18 protein-coding genes are annotated in these 18,133 nt (G+C 61.0%); 15 read left to right on the top strand and 3 right to left on the bottom strand.

What is annotated here, in order from left to right; genetic code table 11:
• The first annotated feature begins 101 nt into the window (after positions 1-101).
• The 3 genes from groES to P3T16_RS11285 all read left to right on the top strand — a co-directional run bounded on the left by groES (position 102) and on the right by P3T16_RS11285 (position 4,209).
• Positions 102-392, top strand: coding sequence for a co-chaperone GroES (groES, locus tag P3T16_RS11295; RefSeq protein WP_007178996.1), 291 nt, complete (start codon positions 102-104; stop codon positions 390-392).
• Positions 393-446: 54 nt separating this feature from the next.
• Positions 447-2,087 (top strand): chaperonin GroEL, encoded by a 1,641-nt coding sequence (groL, locus tag P3T16_RS11290; protein WP_228874555.1) that lies wholly within the window; start codon positions 447-449, stop codon positions 2,085-2,087.
• A 622-nt stretch (positions 2,088-2,709) separates the two neighbouring features.
• A complete protein-coding gene (locus P3T16_RS11285) occupies positions 2,710-4,209 on the top strand; it encodes an ATP-binding protein (protein WP_429342348.1) in 1,500 nt (499 codons plus the stop codon).
• Positions 4,210-4,438: 229 nt separating this feature from the next.
• Here P3T16_RS11285 and P3T16_RS11280 read toward each other — a convergent pair whose 3' ends face one another.
• On the bottom strand, positions 4,439-5,656 hold the full coding sequence (locus P3T16_RS11280) for an RNA-guided endonuclease InsQ/TnpB family protein (protein ID WP_429342522.1): 1,218 nt from the start codon (positions 5,654-5,656) through the stop codon (positions 4,439-4,441).
• A gap of 21 nt (positions 5,657-5,677) precedes the next feature.
• Here P3T16_RS11280 and tnpA point away from each other — a divergent pair, with 21 nt between their 5' ends.
• Complete coding sequence (tnpA, locus tag P3T16_RS11275) at positions 5,678-6,094, top strand: IS200/IS605 family transposase (protein WP_429342347.1); 417 nt, start codon at positions 5,678-5,680, stop codon at positions 6,092-6,094.
• A gap of 109 nt (positions 6,095-6,203) precedes the next feature.
• Here the strand turns inward: tnpA and P3T16_RS11270 are convergent, their stop codons facing one another.
• Positions 6,204-7,067: a hydroxymethylpyrimidine/phosphomethylpyrimidine kinase gene (locus P3T16_RS11270; protein WP_429342346.1), complete on the bottom strand. Its 864-nt coding sequence runs from the start codon at positions 7,065-7,067 to the stop codon at positions 6,204-6,206.
• A 188-nt stretch (positions 7,068-7,255) separates the two neighbouring features.
• On the opposite strand from P3T16_RS11270, the gene P3T16_RS11265 reads away from it, so the two are divergent.
• The 8 genes from P3T16_RS11265 to P3T16_RS11230 all read left to right on the top strand — a co-directional run bounded on the left by P3T16_RS11265 (position 7,256) and on the right by P3T16_RS11230 (position 14,312).
• Positions 7,256-7,474 (top strand): rubredoxin, encoded by a 219-nt coding sequence (locus P3T16_RS11265; protein WP_429259770.1) that lies wholly within the window; start codon positions 7,256-7,258, stop codon positions 7,472-7,474.
• 252 nt (positions 7,475-7,726) lie between these two features.
• Positions 7,727-9,163 carry a hypothetical protein gene (locus P3T16_RS11260; RefSeq protein ID WP_429342345.1) on the top strand — a complete coding sequence of 479 codons (1,437 nt, stop codon included), beginning with the start codon at positions 7,727-7,729 and terminating at the stop codon, positions 9,161-9,163.
• A 221-nt stretch (positions 9,164-9,384) separates the two neighbouring features.
• Positions 9,385-9,963, top strand: a complete 579-nt coding sequence (locus P3T16_RS11255; protein WP_429342344.1) for a YqgE/AlgH family protein — start codon at positions 9,385-9,387, stop codon at positions 9,961-9,963.
• Positions 9,960-10,400, top strand: a complete 441-nt coding sequence (gene ruvX, locus P3T16_RS11250) for a Holliday junction resolvase RuvX (RefSeq protein ID WP_429342343.1) — start codon at positions 9,960-9,962, stop codon at positions 10,398-10,400. The genes P3T16_RS11255 and ruvX overlap by 4 nt, the downstream gene beginning before the upstream one ends.
• A complete protein-coding gene (gene pyrR, locus P3T16_RS11245; protein ID WP_429342342.1) occupies positions 10,387-10,935 on the top strand; it encodes a bifunctional pyr operon transcriptional regulator/uracil phosphoribosyltransferase PyrR in 549 nt (182 codons plus the stop codon). The genes ruvX and pyrR overlap by 14 nt, the downstream gene beginning before the upstream one ends.
• Positions 10,936-11,044: 109 nt before the next feature.
• Complete coding sequence (locus P3T16_RS11240; RefSeq protein WP_429342341.1) at positions 11,045-12,067, top strand: aspartate carbamoyltransferase catalytic subunit; 1,023 nt, start codon at positions 11,045-11,047, stop codon at positions 12,065-12,067.
• Between the two features lie 61 nt (positions 12,068-12,128).
• Entirely contained in the window at positions 12,129-13,406 is a 1,278-nt protein-coding gene (locus P3T16_RS11235; protein ID WP_429342340.1) for a dihydroorotase, read from the top strand.
• 54 nt (positions 13,407-13,460) lie between these two features.
• Positions 13,461-14,312 (top strand): lysophospholipid acyltransferase family protein, encoded by an 852-nt coding sequence (locus P3T16_RS11230; protein WP_429342339.1) that lies wholly within the window; start codon positions 13,461-13,463, stop codon positions 14,310-14,312.
• Here P3T16_RS11230 and P3T16_RS11225 read toward each other — a convergent pair.
• On the bottom strand, positions 14,309-15,157 hold the full coding sequence (locus tag P3T16_RS11225) for a symmetrical bis(5'-nucleosyl)-tetraphosphatase (RefSeq protein WP_429342338.1): 849 nt from the start codon (positions 15,155-15,157) through the stop codon (positions 14,309-14,311). The genes P3T16_RS11230 and P3T16_RS11225 overlap by 4 nt on opposite strands.
• Positions 15,158-15,445: 288 nt before the next feature.
• Here P3T16_RS11225 and rfbB point away from each other — a divergent pair, with 288 nt between their 5' ends.
• The 3 genes from rfbB to rfbC are packed head-to-tail and all read left to right on the top strand — an operon-like array spanning position 15,446 to position 17,950.
• Positions 15,446-16,510 carry a dTDP-glucose 4,6-dehydratase gene (rfbB, locus tag P3T16_RS11220; RefSeq protein ID WP_429342337.1) on the top strand — a complete coding sequence of 355 codons (1,065 nt, stop codon included), beginning with the start codon at positions 15,446-15,448 and terminating at the stop codon, positions 16,508-16,510.
• 10 nt (positions 16,511-16,520) lie between these two features.
• The gene (gene rfbA / locus P3T16_RS11215; protein ID WP_429342336.1) at positions 16,521-17,414 is read left to right on the top strand and encodes a glucose-1-phosphate thymidylyltransferase RfbA; all 894 of its coding nucleotides are present in this window, start codon (positions 16,521-16,523) and stop codon (positions 17,412-17,414) included.
• Entirely contained in the window at positions 17,399-17,950 is a 552-nt protein-coding gene (gene rfbC, locus P3T16_RS11210) for a dTDP-4-dehydrorhamnose 3,5-epimerase (RefSeq protein ID WP_429342335.1), read from the top strand. The genes rfbA and rfbC overlap by 16 nt, the downstream gene beginning before the upstream one ends.
• Positions 17,951-18,133: the final 183 nt, after the last annotated feature.

Raw genomic sequence — 18,133 nt, 5'->3', positions numbered from 1 at the left:
AATTAGCACTCGCTGCACGAGAGTGCTAACAACATTTCCGGTTGGCCCTGCCAGCCGGGTTTTCTCAGCGTTCTTCAGTCTCAATCAAGAGAGGAGTATGTATGAACCTTCGTCCTTTGCATGATCGCGTGATCGTCAAACGTCTGGATCAAGAAACCAAGACCGCGTCGGGCATCGTGATCCCCGAAGCCGCAGCGGAAAAGCCGGATCAAGGCGAAATCCTCGCAGTCGGCCCGGGCAAGCGTGACGACAAGGGTGCACAGATTGCGCTCGACGTGAAGGTGGGTGATCGCGTCCTGTTCGGCAAGTACGCTGGCCAGACCGTTAAGGTCGACGGCAACGAACTGCTGGTGATGCGCGAAGAAGACATTATGGCCGTGGTGCAGAAGTAAGCGAAAAATCGCTGAAATCCCGGTTATATCCCAAAGAATTCAAGGAGTTTGAAGATGGCAGCTAAAGACGTCGTATTCGGTGATTCCGCCCGTGCCAAGATGGTTGAAGGCGTGAACATCCTCGCGAACGCTGTGAAGGTCACGCTGGGTCCGAAGGGCCGCAATGTGGTCCTGGAACGCAGCTTCGGCGGCCCGACGGTCACGAAGGACGGTGTGTCGGTCGCGAAAGAGATCGAACTGAAAGACAAGCTCCAGAACATGGGCGCGCAAATGGTCAAGGAAGTTGCTTCCAAGACCAGCGATAACGCAGGCGACGGCACGACGACGGCAACCGTTCTCGCGCAATCGATCGTTCGCGAAGGCATGAAGTACGTTGCATCGGGCATGAACCCGATGGACCTGAAGCGCGGTATCGACAAGGCTGTGACGGCCGCGATCGAAGAACTGCGCAAGATCAGCAAGCCGTGCACGACGAACAAGGAAATCGCCCAGGTTGGCGCGATTTCGGCTAACAGCGATTCGTCGATCGGTGACCGCATCGCTGAAGCGATGGACAAGGTCGGCAAGGAAGGCGTCATCACCGTTGAAGACGGCAAGTCGCTGCAAGACGAACTCGACGTCGTCGAAGGTATGCAGTTCGACCGCGGCTACCTGTCGCCGTACTTCATCAACAACCCGGACAAGCAGGTTGCTGTGCTCGAAAACCCGTTCGTGCTGCTGCACGACAAGAAGGTTTCGAACATTCGTGACCTCCTCCCGGTGCTCGAGCAAGTTGCAAAGGCTGGCCGTCCGCTGCTGATCATCGCTGAAGACGTCGAAGGCGAAGCACTGGCAACGCTGGTGGTGAACAACATCCGTGGCATCCTGAAGACCGTTGCTGTGAAGGCGCCGGGCTTCGGCGACCGTCGCAAGGCGATGCTCGAAGACATCGCTATCCTGACGGGTGGCCAGGTCATCGCTGAAGAAACCGGCCTGACGCTCGAAAAGGCAACGCTGGCTGAACTGGGCCAGGCGAAGCGTATCGAAGTGGGCAAGGAAAACACGACGATCATCGACGGCGCTGGCGAAGCAGCAACGATCGAAGCACGCGTGAAGCAGGTGCGCACGCAGATCGAAGAAGCAACGTCGGACTACGACCGTGAAAAGCTGCAGGAGCGCGTGGCCAAGCTGGCTGGCGGCGTTGCAGTGATCAAGGTCGGTGCTGCGACCGAAGTCGAAATGAAGGAAAAGAAGGCACGTGTCGAAGACGCACTGCACGCAACGCGCGCAGCTGTGGAAGAAGGCATCGTGGCCGGTGGCGGTGTTGCGCTGATCCGCGCACGCTCGGCAATCGCTGGTCTGAAGGGCGCTAACGCCGATCAGGACGCAGGTATCAAGATCGTGCTGCGCGCGATGGAAGAACCGCTGCGCCAGATCGTCACGAACGGTGGCGAAGAAGCCAGCGTCGTGGTGGCAGCAGTTGCAGCAGGCAAGGGCAACTACGGCTACAACGCAGCAACCGGCGAGTACGTCGACCTGGTCGACGCAGGTGTTGTGGACCCGACGAAGGTGACGCGCACGGCGCTGCAAAACGCAGCTTCGGTCGCAGGTCTCCTGCTGACGACGGACGCAGCTGTCTGCGAACTGCCGAAGGAAGATGCTCCGATGGGCGGCGGTATGCCCGGCGGCATGGGCGGCATGGGCATGGACATGTAATTTCGCCTGGAGCCTGCAAAGGCTTCAGCTCGAAACACATGCGGGGCGCGCCTCGAAAGGAGCGCTCCCCGAAACGAAAAACTCGCAGAAATGCCCAGCCCTTCACTTAACGTGTTAATGAAGCGGCTGTGATTCCCTCGGATGCCCCTTACGTCATAGACTTCCGGGGCATTTTCTTGTTCGAAGAATTTTCTGCTGGCGACCAATCACAGTCTCCGCCCCGCCCAAAAAAAAGCCGCCGACAAATTCTTTGCGCGCGACGCCAATCCTATTGGCGACGGATCCGGTATTCTTCGACTGCCCGGCCAAGACCAAACCTCTTGGCCCAGCCTTCATTGGCGGCGGCCTTTATCCTGCATGCGGAAGAAGCTCTGCCACGCAGGTTTGCATTTTTTTCACTCCGAATCAATAACATATTCCCTCGATAAAAATAGCGTACCAAAAAGTACGCTATTTTTTAATATATCAGTCGTGAACTGAGTGCCGTGGCGCGATCGTGCCCTGTCGCCGTTGCAGCCCTTCCGATGGACACGAGTTGACTCATGTTTATCTTTTAAATTCAACGGTTTGCGACGATGTATAAATTTGCGTACAATTTAGTACGCAAATTTACGGGGGCGGTATGGCGGATTGGCGTTTTTACGGTCGGCGCGGCACGCTAGACCAGTTGCGCGGACTGCTCGAGCAGCCGCGATGGTTCTTCTGCCGGATTCAGGGCCGCCGTCGCATTGGCAAGACGACGCTTCTGCGGGAACTGGCGCGCGCCAACGAAACGCTTGCCGAGCGCCTCTTCTACGTCCAGATTCCCGACTCCGACCAGATAGATGTCGCCAGCCAGTTCCGGCGCGCGCTGCAGGACAGTCTCTCGAATACCGTTCAGGCACTGGCAAATGACGTGCACGACTTCGCGTCAATGGCGCGCGCAATCGCTACGATGAACCGCGCCGGCATCATCGTGGTTCTGGACGAATTCCAGTATTTCACTTCTCCACAGCTTGCCGCGTTCAACTCGTTCCTGCAGGCCGAGGTAGACGTCCTCCGTGAATCGAAGAGCGGCGGCCTCTTCGTGCTGGGCTCATTGCAATCCGAGATGAGCGCTCTGCTCGACGATAAGGCGGCTCCTCTGTACGGCAGACTGACCCACTCCTTTCGTCTCGACCACTGGGATTTCGAAGACCTGCTTGCCGTGTACAACGACCATGGCCTGGAAGACCCGTACCAGTGGCTCCTCTTGTGGACCTACTTTGAGGGCGTACCGAAGTTCTACAGAGATGCCTACGGACAAGGGCTTTTCGATGCTTCCTCCGACCGGCTGCGCAACGAGCTTCTTGTCCGCCTGTTCCTGAACGAAGGTAGCCCGCTCTCGGAAGAAGCGGACACCTCGTTCCTGCGCGAGATGAAAGGACAATTGCTCTCCATCCTGCACTTCGTGGCGGACCACCCGGGCACCGGCCACAACGAACTCGTAGCGAGCATGCAGTCTCCGACCGACACGGGCCGCTCATTGGGCGCACAGCTCAAGAAGCTGGTCGACAACTACGGGATGATTGACCGGCGCCATCCTGTGTTCTCGGACAGTCGCAGCCGCAACGCCAGATACTACGTGACGGATAACTTCTTGCAGGCGTGGATTGCTGTTGTCCGGCCCGCGCGAGACGCGGCGCGAATGCAGCTTCGCGAGCGGGTGCTGGAAAAAGCCAAACCTCGTAGCGAAACGCTTGAGGGTATTGCGTTCGAGAAGCTCATCCGGCAGCTGCACGTCGAGTGTTCGAGAAAGGGTAAGGGGGACTTTCCCATAACTTCTATAGAGGTCGGATTTTGGAACCGCGCTCGTTCAATCGACCGGCTTGTCGAGATTGACGTCGTGGCATTGAACAGCGAGGACAAACGTGTGCGTTTCGGCTCCTGCAAGCGAAGCGCGAGTGCACACGACAACGGCGCGCTGGCCGCCTTCGAGAGTCACATAGCGGGATTCATGTCGACCGTAGAGGGGCGTAAGCTCACCGGCTGGGAAGTCGAAAAGGTGCTATTTTCGCCGTCATTCTCTAGAAATGAGACATCCGGTCTTGAGAAGGACGGATACCGCTGCCTTGATTTGAACGCCTACGCGCAGCTCTTCTGAGCGCTCTCCCGAACGACATCTGTGCAACAAGTTGAAAACGGTATGACTGGCGCTTGACCAGCGCCAAAACTAGAAAGCCGCGCCGCGAATTCCTTAACTTGTCTCAGATTTTTACGCCGAAACGTATAAAAAAGGGCGCAGATTTCGGTCAGCGCCCTTCAATCAGCCTTGCCCCGCTTGGCGTCCCTTGACATCCTCCCCTACATAAATGCAGGGGATTCCTACGGCGCTACGCGATGAGTTGCGCAGTCGCTTCGGCGGGTTCCTGCTTCATCGGATGGCCTGACCGCGCCATGCCTCCACAGGCAAACAAGCGCTGTCCGCGCTCTAAAACATTGATCGCACCGACCACATCGGCGTGATTCTCGTAATCGCACGCAACGCACCTGAATTTCGCCTGCGTCGTGCGATTCTCCGCCGAGACGTGGCCACAACACGGGCAGGTACGGCTTGTATGCTGCGGCGGCACCGTAACGAGGTATCCACCTGTCCATGCCAGCTTGTACTCTAGTTGACGACGGAACTCGAACCATCCCTGATCGAGAATCGCCTTGTTCAGGCCGGACTTGGCCCGAACGTTTTTACCAGGCTGCTCGGTGCTGCCTGCTGCTGAGCGCGACATGTTGCTCACCTGCAAGTCCTCGATACACACCATCGCGTGGTTTTGACTGATCGTGTGTGTGACCTTGTGCAGGTAGTCGCGGCGGGCATTGCCGATACAGGCGTGGATACGCTGCACCCGGGCTTTTGCCTTCTTCCAGTTACTGCTGAAATTGATCTTGCGGCTCATCGCACGCCGATAGCGGCGCAGACGTGCCTCGTGCTTCTTGAAGCTGTTGAGCGGCGCGAGGTAGGCACCATCGCTGAACGTAGCAAAGCGGGCAATACCCACATCGATACCCACGGCGCTTGCTGCCTGCGGTATAGGCGCATCGACCTCGCGGGCTGTCTGGATCGAGACGAACCACTTGCCGCCCGAGAGGCTCACGGTCGCATTGCGCACCGCTCCAAGCACGTCGCGACTATTGCGGTAGCGCAGCCAGCCAAGCTTGGGTAGGAATATCCGGCTGTTGGCTTGATCGAGCTTAATCTGTTTCGGGTCGGGGTAGCGGAAGCTGTCGCCTTGCCCCTTCTTCTTGAAGCGGGGGAACGCCGCGCGTTTGGCGAAGAAGTTCCTGTACGCGCGCTCCAGGTCTTTGAGCGCATGCTGCAGCGGATGGGTCGGGGCATCCTTGAGCCAGGGCGTTTCACTCCCGTTGCGCCACGCAGTCAGATGCTTCGCCATCGGGACATAACCGATGAACTTGCCACCTGCCTCGTAATTCTCCTTCTGCATCGCCAGTGCCTTGTTGTACACGAAACGGCACGCCCCGGCGAAGCGGCGCATCTGGCGCTGCTGGCCACCGTCGGGCATGAGTTCGTATTTGAAGGATTGGAGGCGCTGCATGGCGCGATTATAGTTTGGCCTATGAGCAACGACAACGACATTCGGCACGGCAGACATTGCGTATTTCTGATGCACGTCCATTTGGTCTTTGTGACCAAGTATCGCCGCGAGGTGTTCACCAAGGCGATTCTGGATGATCTGCGCGCTATCTTCGCCAGCGTCTGTATCGACTTCGAGTCTGAACTGGTCGAGTTCGACGGCGAAGACGACCACGTTCACCTGCTGGTGAATTACCCGCCCAAGGTTTCCGTGTCATCGCTGGTGAACAGTCTCAAGGGCGTGTCCAGCCGCATGATCCGGCAGAAACAGTACCCCAGCATCCGCAAAAAACTGTGGGGGGGCGCACTCTGGTCGCCGTCCTACTTCGCCGGAAGCTGCGGCGGAGCGCCTATCGCTGTAATACGCCAGTACATCGAACAGCAGCAAACGCCGCATTAACCGCTGCAAAGGACGCCTATGGCGTCCGCGCTATCCTTCCTCGCCCCTGAAGGACGGGGCTTGTCGCGCTCTTGGTCAAACCGTCACGCGCTGGGCCCAGCAGAACAGCTCAGTGACGCGCTTCGTCCGACGGCGCGTCCTTGCCGCTTGCGCGCGGCGTCTCTTCGTCTTCGTTGCTGCGCGCCCAGAAGAAGCGATCGGGCATGTACGCGCCCATACCGGGACGAAACGCGGCGCGCGTGGCCTGATACAGATACTCCTGCGCCTCGCGCACGGCTTCGGCCGGATCCTGGCCATTGGCGAGCAGTGCAGCGATTGCCGCGCCGAGCGTGTCGGTGATGCCCATGATGCGATTGGCGCCACGATCCCACATGTCCTGACGCAACTGGCCGTCTTCGCTGAAAAGCGTATTGACCAGACGATGCGTGCCCGTTTCCGTCGACAGGATGTACTCGCACCCTTGCGACAGCAAATGGGAAATCGCTGCATCGAGACTCGGCGCTTCGGCGTCGCCGTCGGGCTGCGCGAGTGCGAGCAGCGTCGCGAAATCGGCGACGAGCAGCGTGGTTTGCGGTGCGAGCAGATCGGCGATGGCTTCGCGCAGTTCATCGGCGGCAAGCACGTGTTCGTCGTCGAGCGTGAAGTCGGGCGCGAGAATCAGCGGAATGTCGTCGTAGTCGGCGACTACTTCGGCGATCGCGCTCACTACTTCGGCGCGCGTCGCTGCACCGACCTTGAATGCCGCGATCGGCATGTCTTCGAGCAGCATCCGCGCCTGGGTGGCGACCACCTCAGGGTCGAGGCCGGTGACTTCGTCGCAACTCGCCGAATCACGCACGGTATAGCCCGTAAGCACGGAGACGCCATGGCATCCCATGCTGGCCAGCGTCATCAGATCCGCCTGGATGCCGGAGCCGCCGGTCGGATCGGAGAGGCCGAAGGTGAGGACGATCGGAGGAGTGTCGCTGGGCATGAAAATCTTGCTGGATTGATCAAAAAAGGGTGCCGGGCGCAAGGCCCGACGTTGCCCCAATTATGCGGCCTAATCTAATGCCAGGGCGTTTTTTTGCACGGCAGCACGGATTCGCGCCCCGATTGATCAGGATCACGCTCGCGCCGGACCTGGATTGCTAGGCAGTGGGGCGGCAACACGGTACCATCATGGTCCTGATTCAACCGACTTTTTTGACTTTTCGACGCGGCATAAGAATGGAATATCAAAGCTGGATGTGCCTGATCTGCGGCTGGATCTACGACGAAGAAGCCGGTTTGCCAGATGAAGGCATCGCGCCTGGAACCCGCTGGGAAGATGTGCCGATCAACTGGACCTGCCCGGAATGCGGTGCCCGCAAGGAAGACTTCGAGATGGTCCAGATCTGACTGGTTCGCCGGTCGGTTGCATTGCGTCTGATGCTTGACGCTTGAGATGCCCGGGGTGACGGCGCATGCCTGCAGTGGCCGCCGGCCTGGCATCGGACACGGAGCAACAGGAACGTCGCCCTATTCGCCGTGTCGCAAGGGTAGTGCTCATCGTACCGTCAGCGCGCCGATGCGTGACGCGCAGCATTTGCCGCGTGTCATTGTCGTGGGCGTGTTCGCAGACGGGTTCGCAGGTGTCTTCGTCGACCATCCATGGCCCTTCGCTACGCTACCACCGACCCCTTCGAAGCTTTGCCCAATTCCCGCGGCGGTGTGGTTCGCAGCGCGGAAGCTGCGCTCGCGGAAGCGCAACTCGCATTCGTCCAGCGCGTCGACGCGACTGCGCCACTGCTGCAGGCCGCGCGCGCGTTGCGTGAGGCGGGCTGGCTGGCGGCGCATCGTTTCGCGAATGCACTCGCGCTGGCGTCTTCGATGGCGCAGCAGGCCGATGTTCCGCATGTCGATGGCAGCCATACCGCGTTTGGCGAAGCGCTGGACGTTTTCCGCACGGCCGTCGGGCGACACAATCTACGCGAACTGTCGTGTTCGCCATCGCTTTTCGCGCACTATCAGGTGCTGAGCCAGCAGGTCGCGCAGCACACGCCCGGCTTCAGCGTTACGTTCGAAGATCTGGCGCTTGCCGCCCGGCCTGTGCCGCCCGTCACACTGCATGCCCAGCCGACGAACACGCTTGCGCATCTGCGTGCCCGCTATGAGCGCGCGCTGCTGCCCGTTCTGCGAGCACATCAGCGCGAGGGCGCGCCTCCCCCGGACATTCACGGCGCGCTCGATGAACTCGAGGCGTGTCTCGCCGAAGCCGCCGGCCCCGATCCCTACGATTTCTGGCGGCTTGCCACCGCGTGTGCCCGCGCGCTCCGCGCGAGCGGCCACACAACCGGCGACGCCGACGCCCGTCATTTCTACGCGCGCTGCAATCTCGTCTTCGCCGATCACGCCCGCGGCACGCCGCTCGCGCCGCGCTCGCTCGTGCGGGCGACGCTCGCCACGCTCTGGCGTGACTTCGCGCTGTTTGGCGCGTCAGCGGAAGATGCCGATCAGGTCGAGCTGCTGCATGACTATGGTCTGACGGTCGATTGGCACGTGGCGGGTACGCAGGCGTCGGAGGCGTTGTGGGAAGCCGAAGCCGCGCAGGCTGAAGCTGCCGCCGCGGCGCGCACCGCGCGGACGCGCGATCTCGGCGTCCTGACAGTCAACGCGCATGCGTATGAAGATTTCCTGCAGACCGCGGATGCGTCAATCGCGGCGCTTTCGGACCATGCCCGTCAGGCCGACAATCCCGAGAAAGCTGATCCCGGCGCCGCGCTGCAGGCGGGTGATGCTGCGTATCGTCTCGGCTCGGCCGCCTGCGCGCTGGGGCTGGGCCACGTCGCGTTGCTGGCGGATGCGCTTGGGCTGGCGTGGCGGCGTCGCGCGCACGCGGGTGTGACGACGCCGGCCGTCCGTTCGCACACGATCGTCGATGCGCCGGACGCCCGGTCGCTCGATCATGCCGCCGAGGCGTTGCGGGCGATGCTGCACAAAATAGCGGCAGGTGTTGCGCCCGCCGACAGCAGCGCCGCGCTTGCCGCGCTGACGCGTGCAATCGAGCAGGGTGGCGCGCCAGATGGGGCGCGGGCCGGCGCGGCCTGACCCTGAGAACCAGCAGCGGGCAGGCGCGAACCCTGCTAGATGACGGATACGTGCCGTTAACCACACAGAGCCTTACAGGCAGCCGCTGACCGCGTGATAAAGTGCAGTATGCACGCCGTCGACGGAGCCCTGCGAATCGTCTCGCCCACGCGCCTCATCCACGCGTTCCCGCGTACGCTGAAAGCCCGCCATCCCGCACCGTCTTTGCTAAAATCCGAACTATGTCCAAGAGTACCGATCGCATCAATCTGACCAACCAGTTCCTGATTGCCATGCCTAGCATGGCGGATCCCACATTTTCAGGCACGGTGGTCTACCTTTGCGATCACAGTGAGCGCGGCGCGCTCGGCCTCGTCATCAACCGGCCGACCGATATCGATCTGGAGGCGCTCTTCAATCGCATCGATCTGAAGCTCGAGATCGAACCTCTGCTGCATGTTCCCGTGTACTTCGGCGGCCCGGTGCAAACCGAGCGCGGCTTCGTGCTGCACGATCCGAAAGACGGCACGCCGTACACGTCGTCGATGTCGGTGCCGGGCGGGCTTGAGATGACCACGTCGAAAGATGTGCTCGAAGCCGTTGCCAGTGGCACGGGGCCGGAACGTTTTCTGCTCACGCTCGGCCATGCCGGCTGGGGCGCGGGCCAGCTCGAGGAAGAAATCTCGAAGAACGGCTGGCTGACCGTCGAAGCGGACCCGAAGATCATCTTCGACGTGCCCGCTGAAGAACGACTCGAAGCGGCGCTGTCGCTGCTCGGCATCAGCCTGTCGATGCTATCCGGCGAAGCAGGTCACGCATGAGCATTGCGGCCGGACGTGAGGCGACGCTCCTTGCGTTCGACTATGGCGAAAAACGCATTGGTGTCGCCGTCGGCAATTCGCTGACGCGTCACGCGCGTGCGCTCGTCGTCGTACAGAACCGCAGCCGCGAATATCGTTTCGAAGCCGTCGGCAAACTGATCGGCGAATGGAAGCCCGACGCGCTCGTCGTCGGTCTGCCGATGCATCCTGACGGCACGCCGCATGAAATGACGCAACTCGCGAAGCGCTTCGGCAACCAGCTGAATGGCCGCTTCAATCTGCCGGTGACGTGGGTCGACGAACGCTATTCGTCGGTCGAAGCGAAAGCGGGAATCCGCGCCGGCAAAGGCCGCGCCGACATGCTCGACGCCGAGGCCGCCAGCATCATCCTCCAGCAATATCTAGACGGACTTCCCGCCGATCATGAGTTCCATTGACGCCGAGGCGCTGTATCGCGCCGTCCTCGAACAGATTCGCGCGGCGTATGGCGCAGAGTTGGGCGCCGGGTTGGACGCAACGTCTGCCAGCGCTGACGGCGCAGTTGTGCTCGTCGGCATCTACAGCGGCGGCGCGTGGCTTGCGGAGCGGCTCGCGCGCGACCTGAACGTGGCGAGCTTCGGCGTCGTCAATGTGGCACTGCATCGCGACGACTACGCGAAGCGCGGCCTGCACGCGCAGGCGAGCCCGACGTCGCTGCCATTCGAAGTCGACGGCCGCAGGATCGTGCTCGTCGACGACGTGCTGGGCACCGGCCGCACCGTGCGCGCCGCGCTGAACGAACTGTACGATTACGGACGTCCGGCTTCGGTTGAACTGGCGGTGCTCGCCGATCGCGGCGGGCGCGAACTGCCGATAGCGGCGCGCTTTGTCGGCGGAACGGTCGAGTTGCCGGCCGATGCGACGCTCGTCCTTGCACGCAGCGAAGGCGACGATCCCAGGTTCACGTTTCACACGGAAGCGCGCGCCGATTGAGCGCGTGCATTGTGCATATCGCACACACCGGATGCCTGTCGCCGCGGCGGTCGTTTGCGGCAGAGCCAGTCAGTCCACGGCAAAGAACACGTTTTAAGTCAGGTACACGATGAACACCGCAACCCCAGGTTCCACCGACAGCAGCGCCGCCGCGGACCGATTCCGCTTCGGCTTCCTGAAGGGCAACCCGCAGCTCACGAAAAACGGCGAGCTCAAACATCTGCTGACGATCGAAGGTCTGCCGAAGTCGATCGTCAATCACATTCTCGATACGGCCGAGCAGTTCGTCAGCGTGACGGACCGCGAGGTGAAGAAGGTGCCGCTGCTGCGCGGCAAGTCGGTGTTCAATCTTTTCTTCGAGAACTCGACGCGCACGCGCACCACGTTCGAGATCGCCGCGAAGCGTCTGTCGGCGGATGTGATCAATCTGAACATCAACGCGTCTTCGGCGAGCAAGGGTGAGTCGCTGCTCGACACGATCAACAACCTCTCCGCGATGCATGCCGACATGTTCGTCGTGCGCCACGCGTCGAGCGGCGCGCCGTACCTGATCGCGGAGCACTGTGCGCCGCACGTGCACGTGATCAACGCCGGCGACGGACGTCACGCACACCCGACGCAGGGTCTGCTCGACATGTACACGATCCGTCACTACAAGAAGGATTTCACGAATCTTCGCGTGGCGATCGTCGGCGACATCCTGCATTCGCGGGTCGCGCGTTCGGACATTCATGCGTTGACGACGCTCGGTGTGCCTGAGGTGCGCGCGATCGGTCCGCGTACGTTGCTGCCGGGCGGGCTCGAACAGATGGGCGTGCGCGTCTTTCACAACCTTGACGAAGGGCTGAAGGACGTCGACGTGATCATCATGCTGCGTCTGCAGAACGAGCGGATGAGCGGCGCGCTGCTGCCTTCGGCGCAGGAATACTTCAAGAGCTGGGGCTTGACGCCCGAGCGTCTCGCGCTCGCGAAGCCCGATGCGATCGTGATGCACCCGGGCCCGATGAACCGTGGCGTCGAAATCGATTCGCAGGTGGCGGACGGCCCGCAGTCGGTGATCCTGAATCAGGTGACGTTCGGCATCGCGGTGCGGATGGCCGTGATGGGAATTGTTGCCGGCAATAACGATTGACTCCCGGCGCGCGATTGAATCAAGCGAATCAAGCGACAGGCAACGCAGAATAAGGCAGCGAATGGAGATTCATATTCAGGGTGGCACGCTGATCGATCCGGTAGCGGGCACCGAACAGCAGCAGGACGTATTCGTCGCGGCGGGCAAGATCGTCGCGCTCGGCCAGGCGCCGGCGGATTTCAACGCCACGAAGACGATCGATGCCCAGGGGTTATCGATTGCGCCGGGTCTTGTCGACCTGTCGGCGCGTCTGCGGGAGCCGGGCTTCGAACACAAGGCGACGCTCGAATCCGAAATGACCGCGGCGCTCGCGGGCGGCGTGACGAGCCTCGTGTGTCCGCCGGATACCGATCCGACGCTCGATGAGCCTGGTCTCGTCGAGATGCTCAAGTTTCGCGCGCTCAAGCTCAATCAGGCGCATGTGTATCCGCTGGGTGCGCTGACTGTAGGGCTGAAGGGCACGACGATCACGGAAATGGTCGAACTGACGGAAGCCGGTTGTATCGGCTTTTCGCAGGCTGATGTGCCCGTGGTCGATACGCAGGTGTTGCTGCGCGCGCTGCAGTACGCGAGCACGTACGGCTATACCGTGTGGCTGCGTCCGCAGGATGCGTATCTCGCGAAGGGCGGTGTGGCAGCGAGCGGCGCGCTGGCTTCGCGGCTCGGTTTGTCGGGCGTGCCGGTTTCGGCTGAGACGATCGCGCTGCATACGATTTTCGAACTTGTCCGCGTGACGGGTGCACGCGTGCATCTTTCGCATGTGTCGTCGGCGGCGGGTGTCGAACTGATGCGCGCGGCGAAGGCTGAAGGGCTACCCGTCACGTGCGATGTGACCGTGAATCACGTGCATCTGATCGACGTCGATATCGGCTACTTCGATGCGCAATACCGGCTCGATCCGCCGCTGCGTCAGCAGCGCGATCGCGAAGCGATCCGCGCGGGTCTCATCGACGGCACGATCGATGCGATCTGCTCTGACCACACGCCCGTCGATGACGACGAAAAGCTGCTGCCGTTCGCCGAAGCGACGCCGGGCGCGACCGGGCTCGAACTGTTTTTGTCGCTGACGGTGAAATGGGCGAGCGAAGCGAATGTGCCGCTCGCGAAGGCGTTGAACCGCATCACGGCATCGCCGGCCGATGTGCTAAAGCTGCCGGCGGGGCGCGTCGCCGTGGGCGCGGTTGCCGATCTGTGCGTGTTCGATGCGAACGGGCACTGGCGCGTCGAGCCGCGCGCGCTGAAGAGCCAGGGGCATAACACGCCGTTTCTCGGCTACGAACTGCCGGCGCGCGTGCGTACGACGATCGTCGCGGGTCACATCGCTTTCGAGCAGCGTTGATGCTGCTTGATGCCTGAATAACAGACATCGATACAGGAACGGAAAGCGTCGATCATGAAGCTCGCGTTTCGCAAGGCACGGCTTGTTGCGCATCTGTTGCATGGCATGTGGACGGTCGCGACGCGTTTCCCGCGCGCATCCGCCGACGTGCGGCTCGAACTCAATCGCGCGTGGTCGCTGAAGATGTTGCGGCTGTGCGGCATGCGCCTCGTCGTGCATAACGACGATGTGCGGCTCGACGAGGGCGCGCTGGTGGTCGCGAATCACATTTCGTGGATCGATATCTACGTGATCAACGCGTGGCGGCCGACGCCGTTTGTGTCGAAGGCCGAGATCCGCAAGTGGCCAGTGGTCGGCTGGCTCGCTGCCCAGCTTGGGACGGTGTTTATCCAGCGCGAGAAGCGCAGCGATGCGAAGCGGATCATGCATGAACTGGCCGACCGGCTGAACGCGGGCGAGTTGATGTGTGTGTTTCCCGAAGGGACGACTTCGGATGGCCTGTCGCTGCTACCGTTCCATGCGAATCTGTTTCAGGCTGCGGTGTCGGCTTCGCGGCCCGTGCAGCCGGTGTGTCTGATGTACGAAGACGCGCATGGGCGGCAGTCGACGGCGCCTGCTTATATTGATGACATGACGCTTCGGGATTCGCTGAATGCGTTGCTGCAAGGCGGCCCATTGACCGCGCATGTTTATGTCGGGGCGCCGCTTGCTTCCGGCGCTGACCGGCGGGTGCTCGCGGCGGAGGCGGAGGCGGTGGTGGGTGGGGCGTTGAGGGAGATGCAGGGCGGCAAGGCTTGGGCTAAAGAAGCCGCGACGCCCATTCAACACAATACGGCCGACGTCGCGTTGAGCCACGAAGCGAATGTCGATGCCAACGTCGACATCGATGCGACGCGAGCCAGCTAGTCTGGTTGCGCCATCCCGCGACACGCCGCGCAATCGACCTGTGTGACGATGCGACCGGCAGGATCGCCCGTCAGTCGTATCGCTGAGAGCTGATTGCCCCACACGCAACCCGAGTCGAGTCCGATCACGTTGTCCCGGACCATCAGGCCGAGCGCAGCCCAATGGCCGAAAACGACCGTCGTATCGACGGATTTTCGCGCCGGAACGTCGAACCACGGCATGTAACCCGGCGGCGCGGAATCCAGGCCGCCGCTCGATGTGAAATCCATCTCGCCTTCCGTATTGCAGAAGCGCATCCGCGTGAGCGCGGTGCACGTCAGGCGCAGGCGATCGATACCTTTCAGGTCCGGTTTCCAGCGATTCGGCTGGTTGCCGTACAGGCCCGCGAGCGTCTCCTTCCAGGTCGGCGCCCGCAGGGCACGTTGCAACTCTTCGGCCATTTCCATCGTGAATGCAGCGTCCCATTGCGGCGGCACGCCCGCGTGGACCAGCAGCATGTCGTTGTCGAAATGGGCAACTGGGCGGTGACGCACCCATTCGAGCAGGTCTTCAACATCCGGCGCGGCGAGAATGTCGTCGATCGTGTCGCCTTTTTTTGACCTGCGAATACCTGCTGATACCGACAGCAGATGCAGATCATGGTTGCCGAGGACGGTGATTGCGCGATCGCCCTTCTCGACGAGATCACGCAGCGTCTCAAGCGATTCGGGGCCGCGATTGATAATGTCGCCGGCAAACCACAGTGGCGTGTCGTCAGAGGGCGCGGCTTTTGCGAGGAGTTGCTGGAATTGTAAGCGGCAGCCCTGAAGGTCGCCGAAGGCAAGGGGTGTGGGCCGGGTGGTCATCTGAATGCGGACTGAATAATTCGTAACGTGGTTGTGACATGTGTGTCAGGGCATTGACGCCAAAAAAGCGATGCGGCATCAATAACGGTGGGAGCCGCCTATCAGCCGATGTGTCTGCGATAGCGACATACCGGTGCCCGGATCCGCACAGGGTCACGGAACGTACAACTTAGCGTGACATAATAGCCCGTTTGATGCCGCGGCACGACCAGTACGGTCGTACCGGCTGCCATGAACGCACCGCTTCCGCGACACGAAGCACGTCGCGAGGCGATTCTGAGGAAGAATATGATCCTGGTGACTGGAGGCGCAGGTTTTATTGGCGCCAACTTCGTTCTTGACTGGCTTCGCGACGGAGATGAACCCGTCGTCAACGTCGACAAACTCACTTATGCGGGCAACGCCGAGACGCTCGCGCCGCTCGAAAACGACACACGCCATATTTTTGCGCGTGTCGATATCTGCGACCGTGCAGCACTCGATACGCTCTTCGCCACGCACAGGCCGCGTGCGGTGCTGCACTTCGCCGCCGAGAGCCACGTCGATCGCTCGATCAGCGGGCCGGGCGAGTTCGTGCAGACGAACGTCGTCGGCACCTTTACGCTGCTCGAGGCGGCGCGGGCATACTGGAGCGGCCTCGCGGGCAGTGAGAAGGACGCGTTCCGCTTTCTGCATGTTTCGACCGACGAGGTGTTCGGCTCGCTTGAAGCAACCGACCCTGCGTTCAACGAACGCACGCCGTATGCGCCGAACAGTCCGTATTCGGCGAGCAAGGCCGCTTCCGACCATCTGGTGCGTGCTTATTTCCACACGTACGGCCTGCCGGTGCTGACCACCAACTGCTCGAACAACTACGGCCCGTACCAGTTTCCCGAGAAATTAATCCCGCTTACGATCATCAATGCGCTCGCCGGAAAAGCGTTGCCGATCTATGGCGATGGCAAGAACGTGCGCGACTGGCTGTACGTCGGCGATCACTGCGCGGCGATCCGCACGGTGCTGCAAAAAGGCGTACTGGGCGAGACGTACAACATTGGTGGATGGAACGAAAAGGCCAACATCGACGTCGTACATACGCTGTGCGCGACGCTCGATGAACTGCGGCCTTCGGCATCGGGTGCGTCGTATGCGAAGCAGATCGAGTTCGTGAAGGACCGGCCGGGCCACGACCGTCGCTATGCGATCGACGCGACGCGCATCGAGCGTGAGCTGGGCTGGCGTCCTGCGGAGACGTTCGAGACCGGCATGCGAAAGACGGTGCAGTGGTATCTCGATCATTCGGAGTGGATTGCTGGCGTGACGAGCGGCAACTATCGTCACTGGATGGAAACTCACTACGCCGGACAGGCCTGAGGGAACGTTAATGGCACGCAAGGGCATCATTCTCGCTGGCGGATCGGGCACGCGGCTGTATCCGATCACGCACGCCGTTTCGAAGCAGCTGTTGCCGGTGTATGACAAGCCGATGATCTACTATCCGCTGTCGACGTTGATGCTCGCGGGGATCCGCGACGTGCTGATCATCTCGACGCCTTCCGACACGCCGCGGTTCCAGTCGATGCTCGGCGACGGCTCGCGATGGGGGATGAATCTTCAGTACGCAGTGCAGCCTTCGCCGGATGGACTCGCACAGGCGTTCATCATCGGGCGCGACTTCATTGGTAACGATGACTGCGCGCTGATTCTGGGCGACAACATTTTTTACGGTCACGATCTGGCGCTTCAGCTGGAGAAGGCAAACGCGCGGACGGATTGCGCGACGGTGTTTGCGTATCACGTGAATGATCCGCAGCGTTATGGCGTGGTGGAGTTCGACGACCAGTTGCAGGCGCTTTCGATTGAAGAGAAGCCTGTCAGGCCGAGGTCGCCGTATGCGGTCACCGGGCTCTACTTCTACGACAATGATGTTTGCAACATTGCGATGGATATCAAGCCGTCGGCGCGTGGCGAGCTTGAAATTACCGATGTGAACCTGCGCTATCTGGAAGCGAAAAAACTGCGCGTCGAAATCATGGGACGCGGTTATGCGTGGCTCGATACCGGCACGCACGATTCGCTCATCGAAGCCGCGACGTTCATTGCAACGCTGCAGAAGCGGCAGGGCCTGGTTGTGGCGTGTCCGGAAGAGATCGCGTATCGGAGTGGCTGGATCGACGGCGCTCAATTGAGTGAACTCGCCGCCCCGCTCGCGAAGAACGAGTACGGGCAATATCTCAAGAATCTGTTGACGGACAAGGTCAAATGGCAATCACGGTAACCGCGACGGCACTAGCCGAGGTCAAACTGATCGAACCGAAAGTGTTCGGTGATGCGCGTGGATTTTTTTTCGAGAGTTTCAACGCGAAGGAGTTTGCGGAGAAGGTTGGGGTCGAGGCGGAGTTCGTGCAGGACAATCATTCGCGCTCCGCGAAGGGGGTGCTGCGGGGGCTGCATTATCAGATCCAGCACGCGCAGGGAAAGCTGGTACGGGTGGTGTCGGGGGAGGTGTTCGATGTGGCTGTCGATATTCGCCGCAGTTCGCCCAACTTCGGAAGGTGGACGGGGGTAAATCTGAGTGCGGAGAATGGACGGCAGATCTGGATTCCGGCAGGTTTTGCGCACGGTTTTGTTGTGCTGTCAGAGACGGCGGAGTTTCTGTACAAGACGACGGATTACTGGTTTCCGGAGTATGAGCGGTGTTTGATCTGGAATGATCCGGAAGTGGGGATCGAATGGCCGATTGACGGTGAGCCGACGCTGGCTGCGAAGGATGCGGCGGGGAAGGGGTTGAGGGAGGCGGAGAGTTATGCGTGATCTGTGCGTTTCACGACGTCAACCTGAAGTTTGATGTGAACGCAAGGTATTGAATTTAAAGAAAATCGGCACGTTTGTATCTGTTTGTTAGCTCGCTTCGGTCGTTCGACCGGCGATTCTATAATCGTGCGTCCGGTCTGTTGCCGTCGTCCGACGGCTGCCTCAGGTATGAGGATGCACTGA

It is taken from the genome of Paraburkholderia sp. GAS42, from assembly GCF_050436565.1.
In the GTDB taxonomy this organism is placed as follows: domain Bacteria; phylum Pseudomonadota; class Gammaproteobacteria; order Burkholderiales; family Burkholderiaceae; genus Paraburkholderia.
The sequence above is the reverse complement of the archived record's forward strand: the minus strand, read 5'-3'. Positions and strand labels throughout refer to the sequence as shown.